Here is a 20652-nt window from a genome sequence, read left to right on the forward strand (position 1 = left end):
CCGTCCTCGACGTAGCGCGCGAGGACGCAGGAGAAGGAGAGCAGTAATGGGCAAGGGCTCAACCAAGAGCGAAGTCCGGCACTTTCAGACGCTCGATGAAGGGCGCATCGGGTGCTGGCTGGGGCACTGCGGCGCACCCGCAACGCGGTGGATCGATATGGAGCGGTACGGCATCCGCCGCTGGCTGAGTACGGCGTACTGCGACGGCCACGGCAACGACGAGTCCAAGGATTCGCACCACACCTACCGCGTGCGACAGATAAAGGAAGGCAACAACAAGTGACCACCTCAACCCGATGGATCGCCACCTTTGACGAGGAGGTGGGGCAGCTCGACATCTACAGCTCCAACGGCCCCGGGCCGATGTACACATGGCGCCGACGCCAGGACCTGACCCACGCCATCCAGACGCTCATCCTGTGGAGCTGGGAACGCCCCGCCAACGGATGGCGCACCGCCCCGCAGTGGGAGCGGTTGGGCGAGTCCGATGTCCTGGTGGCCGACGCTTGGCCGGTCCGGATCAGCGTGGAGGGCCGATGAGCCGCATGAAGAGGTACGCCGAGGACGTGTGGGAGGTCCAGGAGGCGGCCGGCCTGGCCGCCCTGCACGACACTCCACGGGCCTGCCTGAAGGCGATATCGGAAACGTTCGAGCTGTGCGGAACGCTCGCCCAGCACTACCACGACCCGCGTGCCGTCGCGGCACGCTTGGTGCACGAGGCCGCCCTCTCCTACATGACGGCAATCCCCCGTGCGGCACGAGGGGCGGTGGCAGCCTGATGTGGAAGACGCTTGCAAGCGGTCTTGAGGTGAAGCCGCTCGGACGCTGCACGGCTGGCTTCTGCTCGGAGCCCGCGACCGTGGTCACCACCTTCGTCTCCCGGTACTCCACCGTCCCGCAAAGCCCGCTGGGCTACTGCGCCGGGCACGTTGAGCGCCGGTTCGTGGACGACGAGACCTATGACCGGCGGCACCAGGACTACCCGGGTGTCGTCGGCGGCTCCGTCTACCGGCGGAGTGATTACGAGATCCGGGAGCCCAACGAAACCGAGGCGGCTGAACTCGCCTGGGAGCAGGGCGCTGAGGAGCGTTGGAAGGCCGAAGGCCGGATCGGCGAATACCGCCGGATAGCCGAGCTGCACGCCGCCGACACCGTCGACGGGATGCTCGTGGACGCCTGGACAGCAGGGGCGTGCGTCGCCCTTCACGATGCCCTGAGCGAGAAGAACCGAGAGCGCTGGCTCGCCATGACCACAGCGCAGCAGTGCGAGGTAGCGGTTCAGCTCACGATGGGCGGCCGATGATGGGCGAGTCCTACACCTACCACTGGGCCGTGGCCGAGTGGCCCGACGAGAACAGCCAGCCCCGCATCCAGGTGGTCAGGACCACCAAGGGAAGGGACGCGGCAAGCGAGGCGGCGTGGACGTGGGTGCACAAGAACCTTGCACCGGCCGCACTCAAGCAGGTGAGCGTCCGCTACCTCGGCCGGTCGGACACGCGGACCAAGTACTGACGCAAGGGAGTTCAACATGACGAAACTCGATGAGGCCGCGCTCTGGGAACGACTAGCCGAGGTGCTGAACACGCTCGACGGTGCGGGCCTCAACGTCCACTTCGGGGACCGGATGGGCCCTGAGACCGATTGGCGGACTGCCCCGCACGTCTACGCGGGCAACAGGCACGGCGGAACCCGTGTCGCGTGGGACCGCAAGCGGCGCCGCTGGACAGTCGAGCAGCGGTAAGCAACAAGCACAACCAAACAGCACCACCAGACGAGCGGCCATCAACCGATGGGCCGCTTTCTTCATGCCCGCGAGGCGGGCGCCTTTGGTGAGGGCCAGGTCTTCGGATCTGGCCCTTCGCCATGGGTGACCAGCGAAAGGAGATGCACATGACCGCGCTCTGCATGGGGTGCAAGGCCAAGGGCCAGGAGCAGGAAGCCGCGACGGTGATCGCGGTGGGGCACAAGGGATGGGACCTGTGCCCGGAACACGCCGAGCGGTTCGGCGCCTACCTCGCCGACCTCTTCGGCACTGACGGCCTGGAGCCGACCGTCGAGGCACGGGGCAGCGTCGTCATCACGGGCACGATCCCCGGCTACGACGCCGACACCGCCCGGCTGGCGCTGGAGAACAGCGGGTACCGCATCGTCGGCCACGTCGAAGAGGACACCGCACTGATCGTCTGCGGCGTCCGTCCGGCCCCGCACAAGGTGAAGGAGGCGGAGACGGCCGGTACGCCGTGCCTGGACGCCACGCGGGCCGGCGCCTTCCGTGAGGCCGTGACCTCCGGCCAGTGGATCGGCGAGGACCCGCTACCGGCGGTGGCGCAGAAGAAGACGGCCGAGGACGTACAAGCTCAGGTGGAAGCCGAGGAGAAGTGGCGGCTGGAGAAGAACCGCCGCCTGGCCGAGTCCAGCGTCCGATGGGCCGAGGAGCGCCAGGAGAAGGAGCAGCAGGAAATCCGGCGCATCGTCAAGCAGTCCCAGCCGCCACAGCTGAGCGAGCCCCAGAAGATCCGGGCCTGGGCCAAGGCGGAGGGATTCAAGATCAGCGACAAGGGCGCCATCCCCAGCACCGTCCGGGAGGCGTACCGCCACGCACACGCCGGTCAGGAAGCCCTCGTCATGGACGTGGCCTCGTGACCGATCCGGAGCACATGGGCACCTGCGCCGTCTGCTGCGAAGACCTGGAGCAGCTGGCCGAGGAGGGCATCCCCTGCGGCGACTGCCCCGTCTGCGGCTACCTCGTCTGTGAGAACTGCGAGGCCGGATACGACCCCACCACCGGCCAGTTCGTCTGCCCCGACCACGCGAGCGACCGCCGGGCCGCTCACTGCACCGAATAAGAGGACCACCATGTTCGACACCATGAAGTACGGGCCCATCGGGGACGCGGTCGAAGCGATCATGCCCCAGACAGAGGCCGACCCCATCGGCATCTACGCCTCGACCCTCAGTCTGTTCTCCGCAGCGATCAACGGGTTCGTCCGCACCGACGAGGGACGGCCCGTCTGCATCTGGACCGTGCTGGCCGGCCGCTCCGGCATCGGGTGCAAGGGCACCGCTTACCGCGCCTCGCGCGCCCTCCTGGGCCCCCAGTTCGAGGGCTTCCTCTCCACCCGGGTACTGAACGGCATATCGTCCGGCCCTTCCCTGGTCGGCAACCTGTACGGCATCGAGCTTGCTTCGATGGGCAGTGAAGGCGGCCCGGACGGGCGGGCGTGCATCGTGGAAGAGGAGTGGGCGGAGGTCCTGAAGCGCGCCAAGCGCTGCCCCACCTTCGATCAGAAGCTCCGCACGGCCTGGGACGGCAACGAGATCTCCAACCGCACCAAGGGCAAGGACGGGACCGGCGAAGTTCAAAAGGTCGAAGCGCCCCTGCTCGGCTTCACCGTCCACGTGACCCCCGGGGAGTGGGCCAAGTACGTCAGCAGCAGCGCAGCCCTCGGCGGCTCCTACAACCGACTGCTCCCCGTCCTGGTCGAGCAGAGCAAGATGCTGCCGTACGGCAAGCGCGCCCCGATCCGCGCGGACAAGCGGCTGGCCGAGGCGTACAAGTGGGCAAAGGACAAGCCTCGCGAGATCGCGCTCGCCAAGGAGGCGCACAAGGCGTACGACGAGATCCGGGCCTACATGATCGGCAAGATGGCCGGTACCCCGGAACACGTCGGCGTGTACTTCGAGCGCACCGCGGAGCAGGTGTTCCGGGTTGCCGCCGTCCTTGCGGCCTCGGAGATGAAGACGCGGATCTCGAAGAAGGCCCTCATGGCGGCCTGGGCCTTCGTCCAGTACTCGATCAACTCGGTGGAGAAGCTGGTCACCGAGAACCACAGCGGCACCCAGAGCAAGGTGAAGAGCCTCCCGGACGTGATCCGCGAAACGCTCAAGCGCCACGGCGGCGAGGCAACCTCCACCCTGCTGCTCCGGTCCCTCCAGGCCCGCACGAATGCCCAGGGCCTTCGCGAGACGGTGGACCAGCTCGATGACGTCGAGTACTTCCGGGGCAAGTCTTCGACGGCGGGGCCGAAGCCGATCATCTACCGCCTGCTGGCGGACGGCGCGGAGAAGAAGCCCGAGCGTGAGGAAGGGCCGGTGCTCACCTTGGTCGAGCCGCCCAAGGCGGCCCCGGTTGCCAAGGAGGAACCGGCCGCGAAGAAGGCCGTCATTCCGCAGCCCAAGCAGGCGCCGGCCCCGAGTAATCCGCTCGCCGCTTGCCTGTGAGACACCTGCTCCGCAGGCGGCCGGAAGGCCGGCACCAGTGTCGTTCGTGTCGAGCCGCCTTCCTCACCAGGGAGGCGGCCGACCGCTCCAGCTTCCCGTGCCCCGGCTACCCGCTGGTGCACGGGCCGCTGGGCCGACGAGAACACATCGTCTATCCCACCTGGTCACGGCTGCGGGCCTGCGAGGCATGGGGATGCCCAGACCCGCACCCCACCCACGACTTCCACGGCCCTGACCCCTTCTGCGACGAAGGAACCTGTCGCACCTGCCTCCATGACTGCGACTGCGACGTATGCGAGATGCGCGTGCAGGCGCCTGGCCTTTGCGTGCTGGTGGACAGCCACGAGCCCGAAATCCCGAAGGAGATGAATGAATTGATCTACGAAGAGGTGCCGGTTTCCTGCGCCAAGCAAGGGGCCCGAGTGCGGGCCAAGGGCAAGGACACGCGCGGGTACACCAAGACCTTGGAGGGCACGCTGCTGCGGGCGCCCAAGGACACCCGAGCGCAGCGCGACGGGCGGTCGGTGAAGGTCTGGCGGATCTACGTCGGGCAGCCGGGCGAACGCCCCTGCAACCAGAACACTCTGGCTCTGCTCCCGGAGGAGACGCTGGAACAAGAGGCCCCCGAGGTAGAAGCCGAGGAGACCTTGCACTTCAAGCTGAACGAAGCAGGAATCGGCGAGCTGGCGGCGGGGTACCGCATCCGGGCCACCGGCCGTGAGCCGCGGGGCCGCACCGTCACCCGAGAGGGCGTCCTGCTGGCCGATCCCCAGCAGGACGCCACCCGATGGGACGGGGAACCGGTGGAGGTGTGGAGGCTGCACCTTGGCCAGCCCGGTGAGGAGCCTGCGCACCGCCACCTGCTGACCGTGCGCCTGGATGACATGGTGGAGATCATCAACGAGCCCGACCCCGCGCCGGCCCACGAGGAAGACAGCCCCAGCACGACCAGCGAGCCCGAGCCGGCCCCTGTGTCAGCGCCCGTCGTTACTCTTCCGGTGAAGGGCCACGGCCTGGGGAAGCCGATCCGCCACGTAGTTACGAATGAGGTCGTGGGGTATCTGCGTGAACCTCACGACGGTGAGTCCTGGAAGTGGACTCCGATCGAGAAAGTAGAGCAGCGATGAGCAGCGACACCAGCGACGTCAAGAAGATCGCCGAGCAGTGGGCCCGGGACTTCGCAGACGCCGCCGACGTGGAGTATGTGCCGCTCGTACAGGTGGACACGGACGGCGAGCTGACCACGCTGTCCTACTTCTTTGAGCGGATGAGTGAATTTTCGGCCTGCAAGGTCGCCATGCGGTTGATCAGGCACGGCAACAACGTCGAGCTGCGGGTGCACGCCGACAACTGGATCGTCCTCGAAGTGAATCTCCCCACCAGCACCTTCGCGCTGGCTCAGGGGGCCGAGGAGCAGGGGAACGAAGCATGATCCAGAAGTTCGACCTGGCATGCCTCAACGCCCATCATGGCGGCTGCACCGGTGAGATCATCTTCCGCGAGCCCCTGACGGGACGGGGGCCAGCGGTCCCGAGGTGCGACCACCATCAAGCGCTGGCGGTCGAGAGAGCCGAGAAGCAGCGCCCGGCGTGACACCGAACGCCATGCCACAGAAGCGGCCAGCACGATTCGTGCAGGGCCGCTTTTCTGCTCTTGCGAGCAGGTGGAGAGACGGAGTGTGGACAGAGCCCGAACCTCCGACCGAGAACGCGCTCTGCTCCGGCCGGGAGTAGGCGCCGTCATCTGAGGTGCGGAGTATCGGCCGACCCCTCCCTGCCCAAGGCAGGGAGGGGCATCCCCTTTTTATGCGGGAGATGACATGAACACGCCCGCAATGATTCATTCATTCACGGCCGGGCTGGGCGTCCCTTACCGCGCGAGGTTGGACTGGCCCTCTCGCTGGGCGAGCTGCATGTGTATCGCGGCCAGCTCGTCGTAGGGCGACGTCTTGTGCAGGGCCTCGCTGGTCTTGCTGTTCTCGACGCGCTGAGCCATTTCGCCAGCACCGAGCAGGGCGCCGACGACGGTGGCCAGGCCGTACCAGTCGATGCCGGGCCATCGGGCAACCAGAAGAGGGACGAGCGCCGCCAGTGCGGCCAGGATGCGGACTGAGTGGGTACGCAGGAATTCCATGTTGCTCCTTACTTGGCCTGGTGGCCGGGGTCAGGGGTCTGGGGGGTCGTGGCAGCCGGGACAGCCGGGACGGCCGGGGTCACCGGGGTAGCCGGGGTTGTGGACGGCTTCGGGGGATCGCTCGGCTTGTCCGGCTTCGGTACGTCGGTCGGCTTGGTGGTCGGCCGCGGAATCGGCTTCTTGGTGCCGCAGCAGTCACAGGAGCACTGGCACTTGACGATCACGGTCACCGGCTTCTCGGACTCATGCGCCTTCGGCTTCGCCGCAGGGGCCGGGGCGATCGGCTTGGGCGCCGCATGCCGGGGGCCGGCCGCCTTGGGCGCTGCCTTCGGCGCCGTGCCCTTGACCCGGATCTGCTGGCCGTCCTGGATGACGTTTGGGTCCGTGATCGCGGGGTTGCGGGCCAGAAGTGCGGTCAGGGACTGCCCGAAGGAGCGGGCGATGCCGCTGAGGCTGTCGCCCTTCTGCACGGTGTAGAAGTCGCCGGTCGTGGCCGGTGTGGTCGGCTTGCTCGGCTCCGGTGTCGGCTTCACCGGGGGGACGGTCGGCTTGGGCGGCGGTGTGGGCGCGACCGGGACAGTGATCTCCTGGCCCTCGTCCACACGGTCCGGGGTCTTGATCTGAGGGTTGGCCGCCAGGAGGGCGGCGAGCGAGACGCCCAGCAGGGCCGCGATGCCGCTCAGCGTCTGGCCCTTCTTGATCTTGTACTTGCCCGTTGAGCCGCCCGAGTTGGTGACCGGCGTCGAGGCGGTGGCCGCGTAGGTGTAGCCCGCCAGGCCCTTCTTCGACGGGTCCGCGGTGGTCACGCCTTCCGCGTACGAGGGGTACCCGTAGCCGTGGACGTAGGAGTCGCGCCGAAGCCGCTGGCGCTTCATCACCTTGTTGCCGTTGGCGTCGTTGGTGGTGCTGGTGTTGCCTTCAACTGTGTAGATCCACTCGCTGTCGTAGGCGTAGCAGATGCCGGTGTGCGTACTGCCCGACGTCCCGTAGATCACCTGTGCGCCGATGGCCGGGTAGTCACTCCAGCGCGAGCGCTGCTTGAACCACTCCATCGCGGACCAGACGGAAGCGGTGCGCGGGAAAAGGTCGGCCACGCCTGCCTTCATCGCGACCCAGGAGACCCAAGTCGCACACCACGGCTGGTAGTTGGACCACTCAAGCCCAGGCACCTGGCCGCTGTACTTCTGATGGCCAGAGGGGCGCTCACCCGGAGCGCGCTCCGCCTGATAGCCCACCTCCCCAAAGGCTATGGACAGGACGTTGGAAACCTGACTCATGGGCGCCTCCAAAAGGGCATGAAAAAGGGCTGGCCGAAGCCAGCCCGCGAATAATTAATTACTTCAGGTCAGTTGCTGCGATGCAGCGCGGCAAGCCGTGACGGATCGAGGGACGTCAGCACCTCGATGAGCCGCTGATTTTCACGCTCGATGCTCGTGAGCCGCTGTTTGATCTCAGTGAGGTCATCCTGAAGCCGGTCGGCCCGAGCCTTCTGTGCCTCGGCCTCCCCCTTCCAGACCTCAGAGGTTTTCGCCTCGTTCGTGGCGCGCAGCACCACGTAGCCGCCGAGTACGGTGGCAGCAATGCCCACCAGTCCAAAGGCGTTGAGGATCACCGTCGTACTGGTCATTCGCCAAGCCCCTTCGCGTCCGGGGCTATCTGGACGGCGCTGAACGCGTTCATCGACCAGCTCTTGTTCCCCGAGGTCGCCTTGGTCCAGGTGCCTCCAGTTCCGGAGGTCGTGGCGTAGAGCAGGTCACCTTCGGCGAGGTAGGCCAGGCCCGAGGTGTTCACGCTCAGGTAGCTGCCGATGATCTTCGTGTTGTTCAGCGACTTCAAGAGCGCAGTGCTCCCGCTCCCGTCGCGCCTGGAAGAGTAGACCAGGGTGTCAACCATGGCGGTCTTCTTGTCGTCCATGGCGGCCGGTGGGCGGAAGGTCAGGTTGGCGTTGACGAAATAGGTCCCCGAGGCCGGGCACCTGAACCTCTTCATGTCCGTAGAGGTCCAGCCTTGGCGCTCGAAGTCCCATAGGTCCCACTTGAGTTCCACTCGACTGGTGAACTCATCAGTGGAATCAAGGCCCTTGACTCTGAAAGCGCTCGGGGTGACGAGTCTGCTGTTGTTCTCGTAAATGTATGGGTTGAGTTCCGTGGCCGACACGAGCTGTCGGGAGGGCCACGAGGGGTATGTGAGCATCTAGCCTCCCATGTAGGTTGCCCCCAGATTGAATATTCGGCCGTCTCCCGTGCCGTTGACCCAGCGCGTGTCAGAACCCCAGCCGTAGAAGCGGACGTTGAGGTTTTCGCCGGCCTTGAGGTACACCAGTTCATTGAGCGCGACCGAGCAGTCCATGTTGATTCGCGTGGTGCTGTTCTGCGCGAGAATCTTGGCGTCGCCGCTGTTTCCGTGGATCTTGAACTGGAATCCGTAAGAGGCCGTGTCGACGCCGCTGGTGTGCTGTACGGCGCCAAAGAAGGTGACCAGGTACAGGCCGGAGTAGGGGACCTTGATGGCCGTTCGGTCGGCGTAGCCGTCAGCGAGCCTCTGGAGTGCAAACCCAGGGTCGTTCGCGTACATGGTCTTCCAGGAGAGGGCTACCTTCTCCTGGCCGGCCGCGACGTTGAAGGAGGTGTCGCGGGCGAGGAACCTGGGGCGGTTCTCCAAGTGGACGAACGCGTCGAAGGTCTGGCTGTCCATCGCCTCCACGCTGACGTAGTTGCCATCAGACCACGCTGTGAGCCTCGGCGGCGGGGCGGCGGCCTGCGCCCAGCCGTTGACGCTCGGGGCGAGCATGAAGGCATTCAGGTTGGCGTCGAAGTCGGCGGTGGCGATCCACCAGATTCCGGTAGCGCCAGAGTCCAAGTACACCTGGGCCCTCACGAAGGACCCCTTCGTGAAGTACTCGGTGACGCTCACCTGGATCGTGGTGTAGTTCGAGGCCATCTGGTGCTGGAAGGTGGTATGCCCGATGGCGCCTGAGACTCCCTGCCCGGTCGCGCCGTCGACGTAGAGGTAGGCGTTCAGGTTCTCGCCGACTCCCCGCACCGTGCTGCCGTTGACGGCGGCGTTGAAGGTGACGTGGTAGACGCCATCCTCCGGGATCTTGAAGCGGGTGCTGTCAGGGGTGGTGAAGCCGTTGACATAGATGCGGTTGGAGTCCCACAGGACATCCCGCTTCTGGCCCGCGTACAGGGCCTGCCCCGATATGCCAGAGCTGGTGACGACTCCCCGCGTCGAGACGTAGGGCATGTTCGCGTAGTACTTCTGCGGTGCGGTCACCCGCTCGTTCATGAGATCCGGGTCCGGAACCTCACGGGCCGACCACCGCTTGAGTGCGGGTTTAGGGATGGTTCACCTCACTGAAGGTAGGTCGTCTTACCGAGCACGGACGCGGCAGCATCGCCGAGAATCCACGTCGGCTTCCCGTCGCTCCTGCCGGGGATGGTCACCAGGTACATGGCCGCGGCGTCCACCTTGGTGTTGAGCTGGAGGGCTCCGAGCGACGCGCCGGCCCCCGGGGTGTCGGCCGTGAACGCGCTGATCTCGTACGAGCCGAACCGGCCCACGACCGCTTCGCGCGGAAGAACCCCCTCGGGCCACGCGTAGCTGGACACCTGGCGGGACACCGCGAGCGCCACGAAGACGCTCGTGTAGTCCTTGGACGGCATCAGGGGGACCTTGTCCACATCCTTGTGGAGCTGCATGTCGCTTACGGGGGTCACGGACTGATTGGAGACGTCGCCATTGCGGTAGAGCAGGTTCATACAGGCAGCCTGGGGGGAGCCGCCGAGGTCCCACACCACATCGCCTTCCTGGCCGGTGTACGGCCAGCAGACAACCGCGAAGGACATCTCGTCAGTGGACGGTGAGATGACCTGGGGAAGGTGACCGGCAGGGGAGACCAGCTTGGGGAAGCCCTTCATGTTCGCGCAGATCGAGACGACGAAGTCATTGACGCGAACTCCGGCCGGGGTGGGTATCCCGGCGTAGCGGGTGTTCTTGTAGTTGCCCTTGTTCGAGCCGGAGAAGGCCGCGAACTCGCGTGGAACCGGTGGCTTGGGCCGCCACGCGGTGCCGTCCCAGAACAGGACGGTGGGCATCGCGGCCCACTGAGTGCCGTCCCAGACCTTCTTGCTGGCCTCCCCCCACTTCGAGCCGTCCCACACCATGGTGGGGTTGTAGGTACGCGCCAGGTCAGTGGGATCAGCCATACTGCACCCACACGTCTCCGGGCTTGAGCTGGCTGGCGGGCGGCAGGACGGAGGCAGGGCCGGAGTACACGCGGGCAGATCCAACGTTCGGCGCGATCACATTGCCGTCCGCCTGGAGAGACCCGGTGATCAGGACGTTGCCGGACCTGCGTACGCGGAAGACGGAGGTCGCTCCGTCTGCGCCGCCCTGGACGTTGATGGCGTTGGTGGTCTCGCTGGTGTTCTTCGTGAGGACGACCAGGCCGGTGTTGTTGGTGAACGGCTGTATGTAGAGGGTTCCGTTGCTCTTGAGCTGTGTGCCGGCCTCGCCCGCACGGTTCAGGCGGATCACGTCGTTGGTGCCGCCTGCGGCCTCGACGTTGAGCCAGGCGTCGCCGGGGGTGGTGGCGACGTCGTTCTTGCCGGTGCGAACCACCGCGGCATCGAACTTGCGGTCCGTGTACTCGCGATCCCTGTGCGGGTCCACGTCCGTGGTGAGGTGCTTGGCCAGCCGCGAGGACAGGCTCATCTGGATCAGCTCGACCCGTTTCCCCACCGTGCCGGCCTTCGCCCACAGGCGTTCCACTCCGGGAGGCCCGAGGAACGGGAGGATATAGCCGTACTCGTCGGCGGTGAGGGTGCTCTGCTCGATCTGGCTGCCGTTCTCGACGTCCACCAGGTCCATGACCCGGTTCGCGGTGTCGGTGGGGCCGTCCCAGATGGTGACCGGAGCACCGGCTACTCGTCCGCCGTCCACGTCTTCGGCAACGTCGGCGGTGCCGCCGCCAAACAGGTACCTTTCCATCGGTGGCTCCTTACTCGTTGTAGGCGTTGGTCTCGTAGACGCCGGAGACGACGATCGAGGACTGAGACGGGAAGACCGTCAGGTAGTCCAGCCCCTCGCTCAGGTAGTTCTGGCTCGGGTACGTCATGCGCACGGTCTTGCCCTTGTTGCTGCCGTTGGCCATTCCGGTGATCGCCACGAAGTTGGGCATCCCACCCCGGTAGCCGCCGTTGAGCATGTAGCCCGCGAACGATTGGCCGATCACGCCGTTGAGGTTCTGGGGCAGCGTGAAGCTGAGAGCGCCGTCCTTCGCCCGGATGTCCGTGTTGGACGAGTTATCGAAGTCGATCGTGAACCAGACGAGATTCGGGGCGGCCCAACGCCAACGGCCCCGCAGGAGAAGGCCCTTGGGAATGCTGGCGGCGTTGACCAGGTCGGGCGTGTAGCTCCAGGACTTACCCAAGGTGCGGGCGACCGCCACGCCGTCGCGGCCCTTGTAGATCTCCTCCTGGACGTGGCGGGCGTCGCTGTCGAGGTCGAGGGCGAAGCTGCCCTGGGGAAGGAAGCGCATCGAGTCGTCAGCCCACCAGGGGAAGGCCACGTGGTTGGGCGCGTCGAAAGGGGCTCGGTCGTAGAGCTGAGGGGTGCCGTTGTTCCTCGGGACGAAGACCTCCCAGATGACCATCTCCCACTGCTGGCCGGCCTCGTGGATCGGCTGTGGCGGAACGGGGTTCGAGGAGGGCTGGCTCTGCCGGATGTCCATGTTCACGGAGCCCTTGGTGTGGTCCACTCGAATGACGACCACGTCCCGGCGGTCCTTGGCCTTATCGAAGTTCTGGCCGATCTCGAATTGGCGAGTGCCTTCGAGCTTGTAGTAGAAGCCGCCCACCCAGGCTTCGCCGCCCTGGATCTCCAGGGTCCGGGTGTTCGGGAGGATCTTGGCGTAGAAGGGGAGGGTCGCCGCGTCGGGGGAGGCGGCGGTGATGCGGGTCGCTACACGGTCCCCGCCCCACATCGTCGCCATCTTCTGCCAGTCCACCTGGCTGACGGACTGCCGCCCTCCGTCTCCGCCATCCTTCTCGAACGGAAAGCTAATCTCCGCCATGGGTCACATCCTTGCTTCCAACTTGCGCAGCTTCTCTCGCATTTCGGATACGTGCTTGTAGAGGTTCAGTGGTTCGCCGGTGCCTTGTTCGCCGATTTTCGGCACGACGGTTTCGGACCGGCCTCCGTCTTCAACGGTGATGTTGACCTCGCGGACGATGTCCTCGTAGACCTCGCCCTCAATGTCCACCGACACCTTGTCGCCGACGAAATAGTCGATTCCGAAACGGCATTGAGGCGTCTCGATCGGGTAAATCTGGAAGTTGCCGTTCTTCTCCGACTCCTTCAATACGGCGTCAGCGGCCGTCCTCATCGCGTCCTGGTAGATCTTCAGCGCTTCGGCTTCGTCCTTGGCCCCGGGCGGCAGCGTGAAGCCGCCGTCCTTGGGCTTGTTCAGGACTGGCTTTCCGGCTGCGTCGGTCTTCAAAGGGATGTCGCGGCGGTCGATGAACTGCTCGCCGATCAGGCCCCATTCGCGTTCGTCGTCGGTCAGCCCATCGGGGCCGTAACCCGTCTCCGGGTACTGGCGGATGAACCGGTCCTTGCCCTCGCCCTGCGCTGCGACGATGGCGCGAGTCACACGAGGCGCTGTCAGGGTGGCCACGTACTCGCGGAGGTTCCCCAGCTCGGGGGAGAAGCGCACACTGTTGGTCTTGTCCTGCGGGAGGAACGTGCTGAGCTTGATCTTCTTGTCATCGGGGTGCCACAGGAAGCGGTAGCCGATGCCGCCTTCCTTGGTCCACTTCTCGGCGAGCGCGCCCAGGTTGTCGTATCGGACGGTGCCCGCCACCTTGGCGCCGATCTTCGGCGGGACTCCCGGCTGATCGGGGGTCGGAGGCGGGAGCAGGGTGACGCCGGGGGCCTTTCGGCCTGGCAGGCCGCGGGCGCCGAAGGCGAGGTCCATCTCGACCCAGAGAGCCTGGCCGGCCTCTTCGCCGATCGGGCGTGCGTCCCGGTCGCGGTCCTTCCACTGCTCGCTCGCGGGGTAAACGGCCATCCCGTCCGTGCCCCAGTTCTTCACGCCGGGGAAGGCGAGGTACTGGTAGGGGAGCTTGTTGTCGCACTTGCCGCCGACGTACACCGAGCCCCGCCCCGTGTGCTGCTCGACGGTCCAGTACTTCTGGAACTGCTCGATCTGGCCCGAAAAGATCGGCTCGTCATCGCGGCCGTCCATCCAGACGGCGATCCCCCCGCCCTTCTCCAACAGCTTCGCCTGCGGCGTCTTGTCCTTGACGAGGAGCTGCCAAGTGCCTTGGGCGTTGTAGCGGATGATCAGATCCAGCTTGATCCAGGTGTCCAGCTCGCCGATCCGATGAATGAGGCCGCCCTCATCGGGACGGCCACGGATCTCTACTCGGTAGCCCAAAGCACCTCCTAGTAGGTCTCGTAGCGGGGGGCGATCGTCATGCGCAGCGTCGCGTTCGCGCTGCCGGGCACCAGCTCGATGCCGATCTGGGATCTGCCCGAGGGAAGGGACCACAGGGACGGTGACTTGCCGAGCAGGGGCCAGTAGTTCTTGCCCTTGTCGTCCAGCAGGGTCTTGTGGCCGGGGCGTGTGTCGATCTTCAAAGTGGTGCCGCCCGGCACGGCGTCCTGGGCTCTGCCGTCGATGCCGAACGACCGGTCGCCGCAGGTGAATCGGAACCGGCGCACGGGCCCGGTGATCTCCCACACGGGCCAGGCGTCCACGTCACCGGGGTTGGTCACGGGGAAGTCCTCCCGTGACACGAGACCCTGGCTGATTGAGAGGGGGAAGAGGGACTTCGCGGGCTTCAGGAACGAGGACCCCTGGCCGAACGTCCACTCGGCGACGTGGAAGTCATCGCCGTAGTACCACGGGTCCATCGCGGTGAGCTGGACGCCGTAGCGAATCCACCGGAAGCCACTGCTGTCTTCTGACTCGTTGCCCTCCAGGCCGCCCTTGTACCAGCACTTCAGGTACCGGGCAGGCAGCCCGCTTTCCTGGATCTTGAGCACGCAGTGCCCGTTGAGGGGATTGAGGGCCCGTATAAGCGACTGTTTCAGGCGCCGGACGGTGTACCGGTCGATGCCGTACAGGAACAACGGGATCATGATCTCCCGCGCGGCGGCCCTGGTGCTGCGGTACATCGATCCGGCGAGGTTCGGGCTCGTGTCGGAATGGATTTCCATGGGGGGCATGTCGAGGCCGGTGGCGCCGGCCTGCATGAAGATGTTGGGCCAGTAGCGGCCCCCGAAGCCGGTAAGGGGGATCTCCTCCCCCTTACCGGCGTTGCCCGTGATCGATACGTAAGTGTGCCCCCACTTCTTCGGAACTGGGGGACTGGGACGATTCGCCGGAGGGTTCTCCGGGAGAAAGTCCCATGAAGCCGGAATTGGCATACACACTCCTATCCATCACATGGCGTACATCGCCTCCACGTACTGAAGGCCGCGAATCACGGCCTGAGTTGTGTTCTCGGCCTTCGCTTCGTGAATGTGAATCTCGTAGCGTTTCCCGAGGAGATCCCGGGTCTCGGCGTCGTTGTACACACGCTCACCGCCGCGGAAATTCACCAGCTCCGGGCCTCGCTCGCCGACCAGGGCCAGGCCCGGGGAGGCGTAGGTCGTCCCTGTCCAGTAGCCCTTCGGCGGCTTGCTGGGGTCGGCCTGCTGTACCCGGCTGATGTCGCCGTACCGGTCCCGGATGTAGTTGATCGAGGCGGCGATGTTCGCCACCGGATCGAAGATGTCCCAGCTCGTACCGGGCTGGTGATACGCACGGAAGGTCGGGTCAATCACCTGGGTCAGGCCCTTGGACGGCGTGCCGGCCTTGGCGTTGGAGTCCCAGTTGTTGACCGCCCGGACGTTGCCCCCGGACTCGCGACGGACGATCGTCGCCATGCCGTCGGCCCACCTCGGCCCGCTGACCCCGGTCAGCGCCATCGCCTTCGCGATGTACTGGCCGATCTCGGAGTCCACGCCGCCCCCGAGGGAGCCGATGAACTTCGGGATCGAACCGGGCCAGGCATTGAGGACCGGGCCGTCCGACGAAGTCGAGCCCCCGCCGGTCGGCCGCAGCGCGGCCGTGGCCGTACGCCAGTAACCCCGCGTCCGCTTCAGCGAGTTGGACTCGTTGCCGCCAACCGTCTCATCGGGTCCGGTCTTGATGTTGATGTGGCCATCGCCCCGGTAGGTCAGCAGGTCGCCGGGCTGGGACTGGGCCACCGGGACGTGGCGCATCGCGCCGTTCCAGGCCGCCACCGCCGGCCAGCGATTCCGCGGCGTCCCCTTCGGGCTGCCGCCATACGCAGCGTTCGCGCCTGCGTGGTCCACGACCCACGAGACGAAGTCCGCACACCAGGACTCCAGGGCCCCATCGGTGTACTTGGAGCCGCCCACCATCGGGGCTTCCCGCTCGAACTCGGACAGCGCGAGCTTGACGACCGCACCGCCTCCCGTCGTGTGCTCGTCGACCCACGACGTCCACTTCTCCAGCCACGGCCGGCCAGCCTGGAAGTCCCGCTTCGCGAGGTCTCCGGAGAGGCCGAAGGTGCGCCCGACCATGTCGAGCATCGGCTGAACGACGTCCTTCCACCCGGCCTTGAAGGCGGAGGCATAGCCGTCGTAGTCGTCGTCCTTGTGCCGCTTCACCCAGTCGCTGCCGGACTGGCCGCCGAAGCGGGTCGGCCCGACGATGCCGCCTCCTGCGAAGGCATTCCCGCCCCGCCGGGCCACCGCATTCCAGCGCAGAATCGTTTCTGCGCCGAGAGCGCGAACGACCTCCGGGCGAAGGATGCCTTCTCCGGGGCTGAGTACGGCAGGGACAGAGTCCACACCCGGCTGGTAGCCGGGAACGACACCACCACGGGCGAAGGCGAGTGTGCGGAGTGGGGCCTTGGTGCCGGCCAGCTTCGCCATCTCGCTCATCATCGAGACTGCGCCCTGGTTGTAGGGCCCGGCCAGCGTGCTCCTGGTCGAGGAGTCCACGTACGACATGGCCGTGCGCCAGGTGCTCTCGATCGCCTGGCCCGTCTGCCGGAAGAAGCCCGACAGCCCCTGAAGCCCGGACCGCAGGCGAGTGAATGAATCAATCACCCGGGCCGAGGCGGAACCTGTGGTGCTCTGGACGTCGGACCAGGCGCCCTGGTTCGTGGACTGGAACTGTCGGTGCGCCTGCGTCAGCGGCCCGCTGAGGAAGCTGCCCTGACGCTGGTAGGCGGGGACGAGCTGGCCGTCGACGGCCGCCGTGACCCGCTGGGAGATCTGCGTCCAGGCGGCATCGGAGGATGCGCGGAGCTGCCGCAAGGCGGCCTCGATCGTCTCCACTGCGTCAACGATCTGCTTGGCGGCCTCCTCGAACGCCGAAGCGTCGGGGGCGGCGACAGCGGTCGTCGACTCCTGGGCAGTGCCCGACAAGGAGCCCGACTTTGCCCCGGCATTGAGCTGCTGGATAGCGGCGAAGCCGAGGAAGCGGGCGGCCTCCGGCCGCAGCACCGCCTCACCCGGGGACAGGAGCGCATGGACGCTGTCGTTGCCCGGCGCGTATCCGCCGGGGACGATCCCGCCGTCCGCGAACCTGAACAACCCTTCGGTGTTCGGCATCGCCTCCTGGGCTCGCGCCCAGAAGTTCTGCCAGACCTCTTCGGCGAACTCCTCCGGGTTGGAGACCAGATCTTGAACGGTCTGGATCATGTCCCGGACACCGGCCAGCATCTCCGAGAACATGGACTCCATGGCCTCGATGCCTTCCTTCAGCACCGCTGCCGGGCCGTCGGTCGCCACCTTCTCGATCAGGCCGCCGATGGACTTCACGGTCTCCCAGAGACCGCCCACCCCGTCCTTGATCATCTGCCAGAGGTTTTCCGGCTTCAGCAGGTCACCGGTGAACTTCGCACCGCGCTGGACGATGTTGCCCCGGCCCTTCCAGATGTCATCCCAGAAGAGCTGACCTGCGGTCGGCGCCACAGCGCCCGCCACCAGGCCCAGGATGTTTCCGATGCCTGTTGGGGCGGCCCGGAGCAGCCCGGGTATTCGGTTCGTGGCGAACTCGCGCAGGTTGTCGAAGCGGTTCAAGGCGCCACGGCCAGCCGCGTCACCACCGGCCTGCGACCCCCAGCGCCCGACGTTGCGACCTGTCGTGCCGCCGATCGCGCGACCGGCAGAGGCCATCTGAATACCGCCACCGAAGGCGCCCGCCGCCGGGCCGAGGTTGATCGAGTCCCACAGCTCGCCCAGGATCGACAGCGGCCAGGGGCCCGACTTGCGGGTCCCCTTTCCTGCCGTTCCCTTCGCATGGCGGGAGATGTGACCCCGGGCCGCCGCCGCGTTCCACTGGTTGATCGTGTCGGCGCCGAGCGCGTGAGCCACCTCGGGCCGCAGGATGGCCTCGCCGGGGCTCAAGATCGCCGGGTAGTTGTCGACGCCGGGGGCGTAGCCCGGAATGACGCCACCGAGGGCGTGCTTCTTCGACCGGCCACTCTTGCCGTCACCTCCACCGAAGCCGGTGAGGCCGTTGACGGCGGCGATCTTCCCTTCGAGCTTTCCGGCCTTGCCCTCCGCCTGGTCCAGGGCGTCGCGGAGTGTGCGGACCTTCGACGTGATGCTGCCGAGGCCCCGCCCGTTGGTGTCCTTGATCTTCTCGTTGAGATCCCGTGCCTGGCTGTACGAGCCCTTGACGGCCGGTGTAAGCGTCGAGGCGAACCGTCCCCGGATCTGGGACAAGGAACGGTCGTTGAGGTCGCCCACTTCGGAGCCGACGCCTGCGATGTGCCGCTTGGCCGTATCCGACTTGTCCTTCAGGTACTCGACCTGCTGGCGGACCATGCCGAGCTTGCCGTCGTTGAGGTCCCGCACCGCGCCGTGCGTCTGCTTCACCTGCTGCTCGGCCGCGTTCGCGGCATCGGCGAAGGAGCGGAACTTCGTAGTGATCTCGCCCAGGCCCGCCGCATTGAGCTGCTGCACACCCTGACGGACACCGCCGATCCGCTGGTCAGCGTCGCGTGCGCCGGCCTTTACCGAGGCGCCCGTTTCTCCGCCCAGAGACTCGGCGAGGTTGTTGAGCCTCAATTCATTCAACGAGCGGATGGCGGCCTTGACCGTCTGGATCTTCTGATCGATCTCGCGAAGGGCGCGCTCCGCGGCCTCGGTGTTCAGTTGTACGGCCTCGGCGCGGCTGTCCTGGCCGCGCATCCGGTCGATACCGCGCCGCATCATCGAGCGGTCGTCCCCATCGTGGGACTCGGCGCGCCGTTCGCGGTACACCTCACGGAAGTTGCCCCGGCCAGCCCTCACGCCTGCCAGGAACTGGTTGCCGGTGCGGAACGCGCCGCGAGCGCCCTTGGCCAGGCCGCTGCCGAGCTTGATTGCAGGCTGGAACGATTTTCCGACCTTGCCGAGGACCTTCGTGGCCAGGCCGACGGCGATGGCCAGGGGGCCGAGAACCGCAGCGACCTTGACGGCCTTGGCCACCAGGTCCTTCAGCCACGGGTGATCGTTGAGTAGACCTTCCGTCTTTTCGACACCGGTGAGCAGGAGCCCCAGTGCTCGGACGAACTGGCCCAGGAGACCGCCGGTGAGGTGCTGGAAGTCGGGGTCCTCAAGGAGCTTGCCGAGCCGATCAATGAGGCTGCGGACCTGCTTTCCCAGCTCGGTCCATTCGAACCTACCGGTCTCCGGATTGAAGTCGCCGAACTGCTTACCGAAGTTGAGCTGAGCCTGCTCCTTGGTGGCCTGGAGCGCGCCGCCGATCGAGCCGGTTCCCAGGGTCTCGGCCGTTCCCTTGACGCCCTTGCGGGTGTCGTACGCCTTGAGGAAGTTGGCGAAGAACGACTTCGAGGAGACGCCCTCACCTCGCTCCTGGACCTTCGCCAGGAACTCCTTGGCCTCGGTATCCTCGTCGCCCTTGCCCGAGGTCTTGAACCCGGCCATCTTCGCCAGCTCGTTGATGGGAATACCCGTGCCACGCGAAAACTGCTTCAAGCTCCGCGTGTTGAGCTTGGACATGTCCATCATCATGTCCGCGCTGTACATGGCGCCCTTGACCCGCTCAGGGTCCAGGACACCGTACGAAGCGGCGAAGTCGGCGATACCCCGAATCAGCTTTTCGCTCTTCTTCAGGGACTCACCCGTCGAGTCGCCATAGGACTGGAAGTTCCGAGCGAGCTGCTGGAACTTGTCCGTCATGTCCTCAAGGGAGAAGGGCGTCTTCACCGCGAAGTCCTGAATGGACTGGATGCCCTTCATGACGTCCTTGTTGTTGAAGCCGGCCCGCTCCAGACCTCGGGACGAGAGGAACTGCATGTCCGCGGACTGGGTGCCGATCTTCGTCACGTAACCCGCTGCCAGCGCGAGCGGAGCGACCAGGTTCTGCGTGATCGACCGGCCGACCTGCTCCAAGTTCGTGCCGAACGTCTCGGTGCCCTGCGATAGGGCCTTCCACTGTTCGGCCGCGCTCTTGGTGCTGCCGCGGTGTTCAGCCATGAAGCCGCGGAGCTGGCGCTGATTCGCGGTGATGGTGTTGGCGTACTCGCGGCGCTGCACCGCAAGGTCCCGCAGCTCGTTCTGGAGGGCGGCGGTGCGTGCCTGTATCGCGAGGCGTTCCTCGGCCAGGCGCTGGCGGGTGGCGAGCTGGATCTCGCGCTCTGCCGCCTTCTGCTCGGCGGCGGCCTGGCGGGCGGCGGTGGCCTGCTCGCGTTTGACTTCCGCGACTTCACGGGCGAGAGCACGTTCCTCGGTCCGCTCGGCGGCGACTCGGCGGCGGGTCTCCGCCTGGGCCTCGCGCTCCAGGCGCTGCTTCTCCTGAGCCTTGGCCCGCTCGTCGCGGATCGACTCCTCAACCGCCTGGCGGTTGGCGCGGACGACGTCGTTGATGGCTCGGCGGGTTGCGGCGCTGGTGCCCTGCTCCAGTTGCTCGCGCTGCTTGGCAAGGTTCCGGTAGGTGCGGAACTGCTGCCCGGCCTCCTCACCGTGGAACCGGGTGAGGCTGCGCTCGATCTGCCGCAGCTTGTTGGAGGTATCCAGGGCCTCCTTCTCGGTCATCTTGCCCGCGACCTTGGCCTGCTTGGCCGCAAGCGAGGCGATACCGGCGAAGCCCTGGCCCATCGAGCGGGAGAACGCCTTGCCGGCCTGTTCTCCGGCTCGCGTCATCTGCCGGGTGAGGTCGGTACGCATCCGCGACAGGCCCGTCTTGGACAGCTCCGGGTAAATCTCGATGTAGCCGGACCCGACCTTGACCGGTGCCCTTCCGCGGCTCGCCATGTGGCC

At 66.3% G+C, this 20652-nt stretch carries 22 protein-coding genes; 11 read left to right on the forward strand and 11 right to left on the reverse strand.

The genetic code is table 11. The features are described 5' to 3' along the window. Window positions 1-46: 46 nt before the first annotated feature. The 11 genes from ACO0M4_RS23860 to ACO0M4_RS23910 all read left to right on the forward strand — a co-directional run bounded on the left by ACO0M4_RS23860 (window position 47) and on the right by ACO0M4_RS23910 (window position 5653). A complete protein-coding gene (locus ACO0M4_RS23860; RefSeq protein ID WP_430372964.1) occupies window positions 47-283 on the forward strand; it encodes a hypothetical protein in 237 nt (78 codons plus the stop codon). Beyond that, window positions 280-540 (forward strand): hypothetical protein, encoded by a 261-nt coding sequence (locus tag ACO0M4_RS23865; protein WP_430372965.1) that lies wholly within the window; start codon window positions 280-282, stop codon window positions 538-540. Before ACO0M4_RS23860 ends, ACO0M4_RS23865 begins: the two co-directional genes overlap by 4 nt. Further along, window positions 537-779, forward strand: a complete 243-nt coding sequence (locus ACO0M4_RS23870) for a hypothetical protein (RefSeq protein WP_430372966.1) — start codon at window positions 537-539, stop codon at window positions 777-779. The genes ACO0M4_RS23865 and ACO0M4_RS23870 overlap by 4 nt, the downstream gene beginning before the upstream one ends. Next, window positions 779-1303 (forward strand): hypothetical protein, encoded by a 525-nt coding sequence (locus ACO0M4_RS23875; RefSeq protein WP_430372967.1) that lies wholly within the window; start codon window positions 779-781, stop codon window positions 1301-1303. The genes ACO0M4_RS23870 and ACO0M4_RS23875 overlap by 1 nt, the downstream gene beginning before the upstream one ends. Beyond that, the gene (locus ACO0M4_RS23880) at window positions 1300-1512 is read left to right on the forward strand and encodes a hypothetical protein (protein WP_430372968.1); all 213 of its coding nucleotides are present in this window, start codon (window positions 1300-1302) and stop codon (window positions 1510-1512) included. The genes ACO0M4_RS23875 and ACO0M4_RS23880 overlap by 4 nt, the downstream gene beginning before the upstream one ends. Window positions 1513-1528: 16 nt before the next feature. Next, window positions 1529-1741 carry a hypothetical protein gene (locus tag ACO0M4_RS23885; protein WP_430372969.1) on the forward strand — a complete coding sequence of 71 codons (213 nt, stop codon included), beginning with the start codon at window positions 1529-1531 and terminating at the stop codon, window positions 1739-1741. 149 nt (window positions 1742-1890) lie between these two features. Next, window positions 1891-2643 (forward strand): Lsr2 family DNA-binding protein, encoded by a 753-nt coding sequence (locus ACO0M4_RS23890; RefSeq protein WP_430372970.1) that lies wholly within the window; start codon window positions 1891-1893, stop codon window positions 2641-2643. Continuing rightward, window positions 2640-2846 (forward strand): hypothetical protein, encoded by a 207-nt coding sequence (locus tag ACO0M4_RS23895; RefSeq protein ID WP_430372971.1) that lies wholly within the window; start codon window positions 2640-2642, stop codon window positions 2844-2846. Before ACO0M4_RS23890 ends, ACO0M4_RS23895 begins: the two co-directional genes overlap by 4 nt. 10 nt (window positions 2847-2856) lie before the next feature. Then, complete coding sequence (locus tag ACO0M4_RS23900) at window positions 2857-4221, forward strand: DUF3987 domain-containing protein (RefSeq protein WP_430372972.1); 1365 nt, start codon at window positions 2857-2859, stop codon at window positions 4219-4221. Between the two features lie 365 nt (window positions 4222-4586). Further along, window positions 4587-5348, forward strand: a complete 762-nt coding sequence (locus tag ACO0M4_RS23905; protein WP_430372973.1) for a hypothetical protein — start codon at window positions 4587-4589, stop codon at window positions 5346-5348. Then, entirely contained in the window at window positions 5345-5653 is a 309-nt protein-coding gene (locus ACO0M4_RS23910; RefSeq protein ID WP_430372974.1) for a hypothetical protein, read from the forward strand. The genes ACO0M4_RS23905 and ACO0M4_RS23910 overlap by 4 nt, the downstream gene beginning before the upstream one ends. Window positions 5654-6090: 437 nt before the next feature. Here the strand turns inward: ACO0M4_RS23910 and ACO0M4_RS23915 are convergent, their stop codons facing one another. From ACO0M4_RS23915 to ACO0M4_RS23965, 11 genes are all read right to left on the reverse strand, one after another. Further along, window positions 6091-6354: a hypothetical protein gene (locus tag ACO0M4_RS23915; protein WP_430372975.1), complete on the reverse strand. Its 264-nt coding sequence runs from the start codon at window positions 6352-6354 to the stop codon at window positions 6091-6093. A gap of 8 nt (window positions 6355-6362) precedes the next feature. Beyond that, the gene (locus tag ACO0M4_RS23920) at window positions 6363-7631 is read right to left on the reverse strand and encodes a LysM peptidoglycan-binding domain-containing protein (RefSeq protein WP_430372976.1); all 1269 of its coding nucleotides are present in this window, start codon (window positions 7629-7631) and stop codon (window positions 6363-6365) included. 68 nt (window positions 7632-7699) lie between these two features. Further along, window positions 7700-7981 carry a hypothetical protein gene (locus ACO0M4_RS23925; protein ID WP_351765601.1) on the reverse strand — a complete coding sequence of 94 codons (282 nt, stop codon included), beginning with the start codon at window positions 7979-7981 and terminating at the stop codon, window positions 7700-7702. Next, window positions 7978-8547: a hypothetical protein gene (locus ACO0M4_RS23930; RefSeq protein ID WP_430372977.1), complete on the reverse strand. Its 570-nt coding sequence runs from the start codon at window positions 8545-8547 to the stop codon at window positions 7978-7980. The genes ACO0M4_RS23925 and ACO0M4_RS23930 overlap by 4 nt, the downstream gene beginning before the upstream one ends. Then, window positions 8548-9642, reverse strand: a complete 1095-nt coding sequence (locus tag ACO0M4_RS23935) for a hypothetical protein (protein WP_430372978.1) — start codon at window positions 9640-9642, stop codon at window positions 8548-8550. A 65-nt stretch (window positions 9643-9707) separates the two neighbouring features. Then, on the reverse strand, window positions 9708-10562 hold the full coding sequence (locus ACO0M4_RS23940) for a hypothetical protein (protein ID WP_430372979.1): 855 nt from the start codon (window positions 10560-10562) through the stop codon (window positions 9708-9710). Continuing rightward, entirely contained in the window at window positions 10555-11346 is a 792-nt protein-coding gene (locus ACO0M4_RS23945) for a hypothetical protein (protein ID WP_430372980.1), read from the reverse strand. Before ACO0M4_RS23945 ends, ACO0M4_RS23940 begins: the two co-directional genes overlap by 8 nt. A 10-nt stretch (window positions 11347-11356) precedes the next feature. Then, complete coding sequence (locus ACO0M4_RS23950) at window positions 11357-12430, reverse strand: hypothetical protein (protein ID WP_430372981.1); 1074 nt, start codon at window positions 12428-12430, stop codon at window positions 11357-11359. A 3-nt stretch (window positions 12431-12433) separates the two neighbouring features. Continuing rightward, on the reverse strand, window positions 12434-13795 hold the full coding sequence (locus ACO0M4_RS23955; protein ID WP_430372982.1) for a Gp37-like protein: 1362 nt from the start codon (window positions 13793-13795) through the stop codon (window positions 12434-12436). A gap of 8 nt (window positions 13796-13803) precedes the next feature. Then, on the reverse strand, window positions 13804-14580 hold the full coding sequence (locus ACO0M4_RS23960; RefSeq protein WP_430372983.1) for a phage tail domain-containing protein: 777 nt from the start codon (window positions 14578-14580) through the stop codon (window positions 13804-13806). A 225-nt stretch (window positions 14581-14805) separates the two neighbouring features. Next, window positions 14806-20646, reverse strand: a complete 5841-nt coding sequence (locus ACO0M4_RS23965; protein WP_430373974.1) for a transglycosylase SLT domain-containing protein — start codon at window positions 20644-20646, stop codon at window positions 14806-14808. Between the last annotated feature and the right edge of the window lie 6 nt (window positions 20647-20652).

Source organism: Streptomyces sp. RGM 3693, from assembly GCF_050471125.1.
GTDB lineage: Bacteria > Actinomycetota > Actinomycetes > Streptomycetales > Streptomycetaceae > Streptomyces.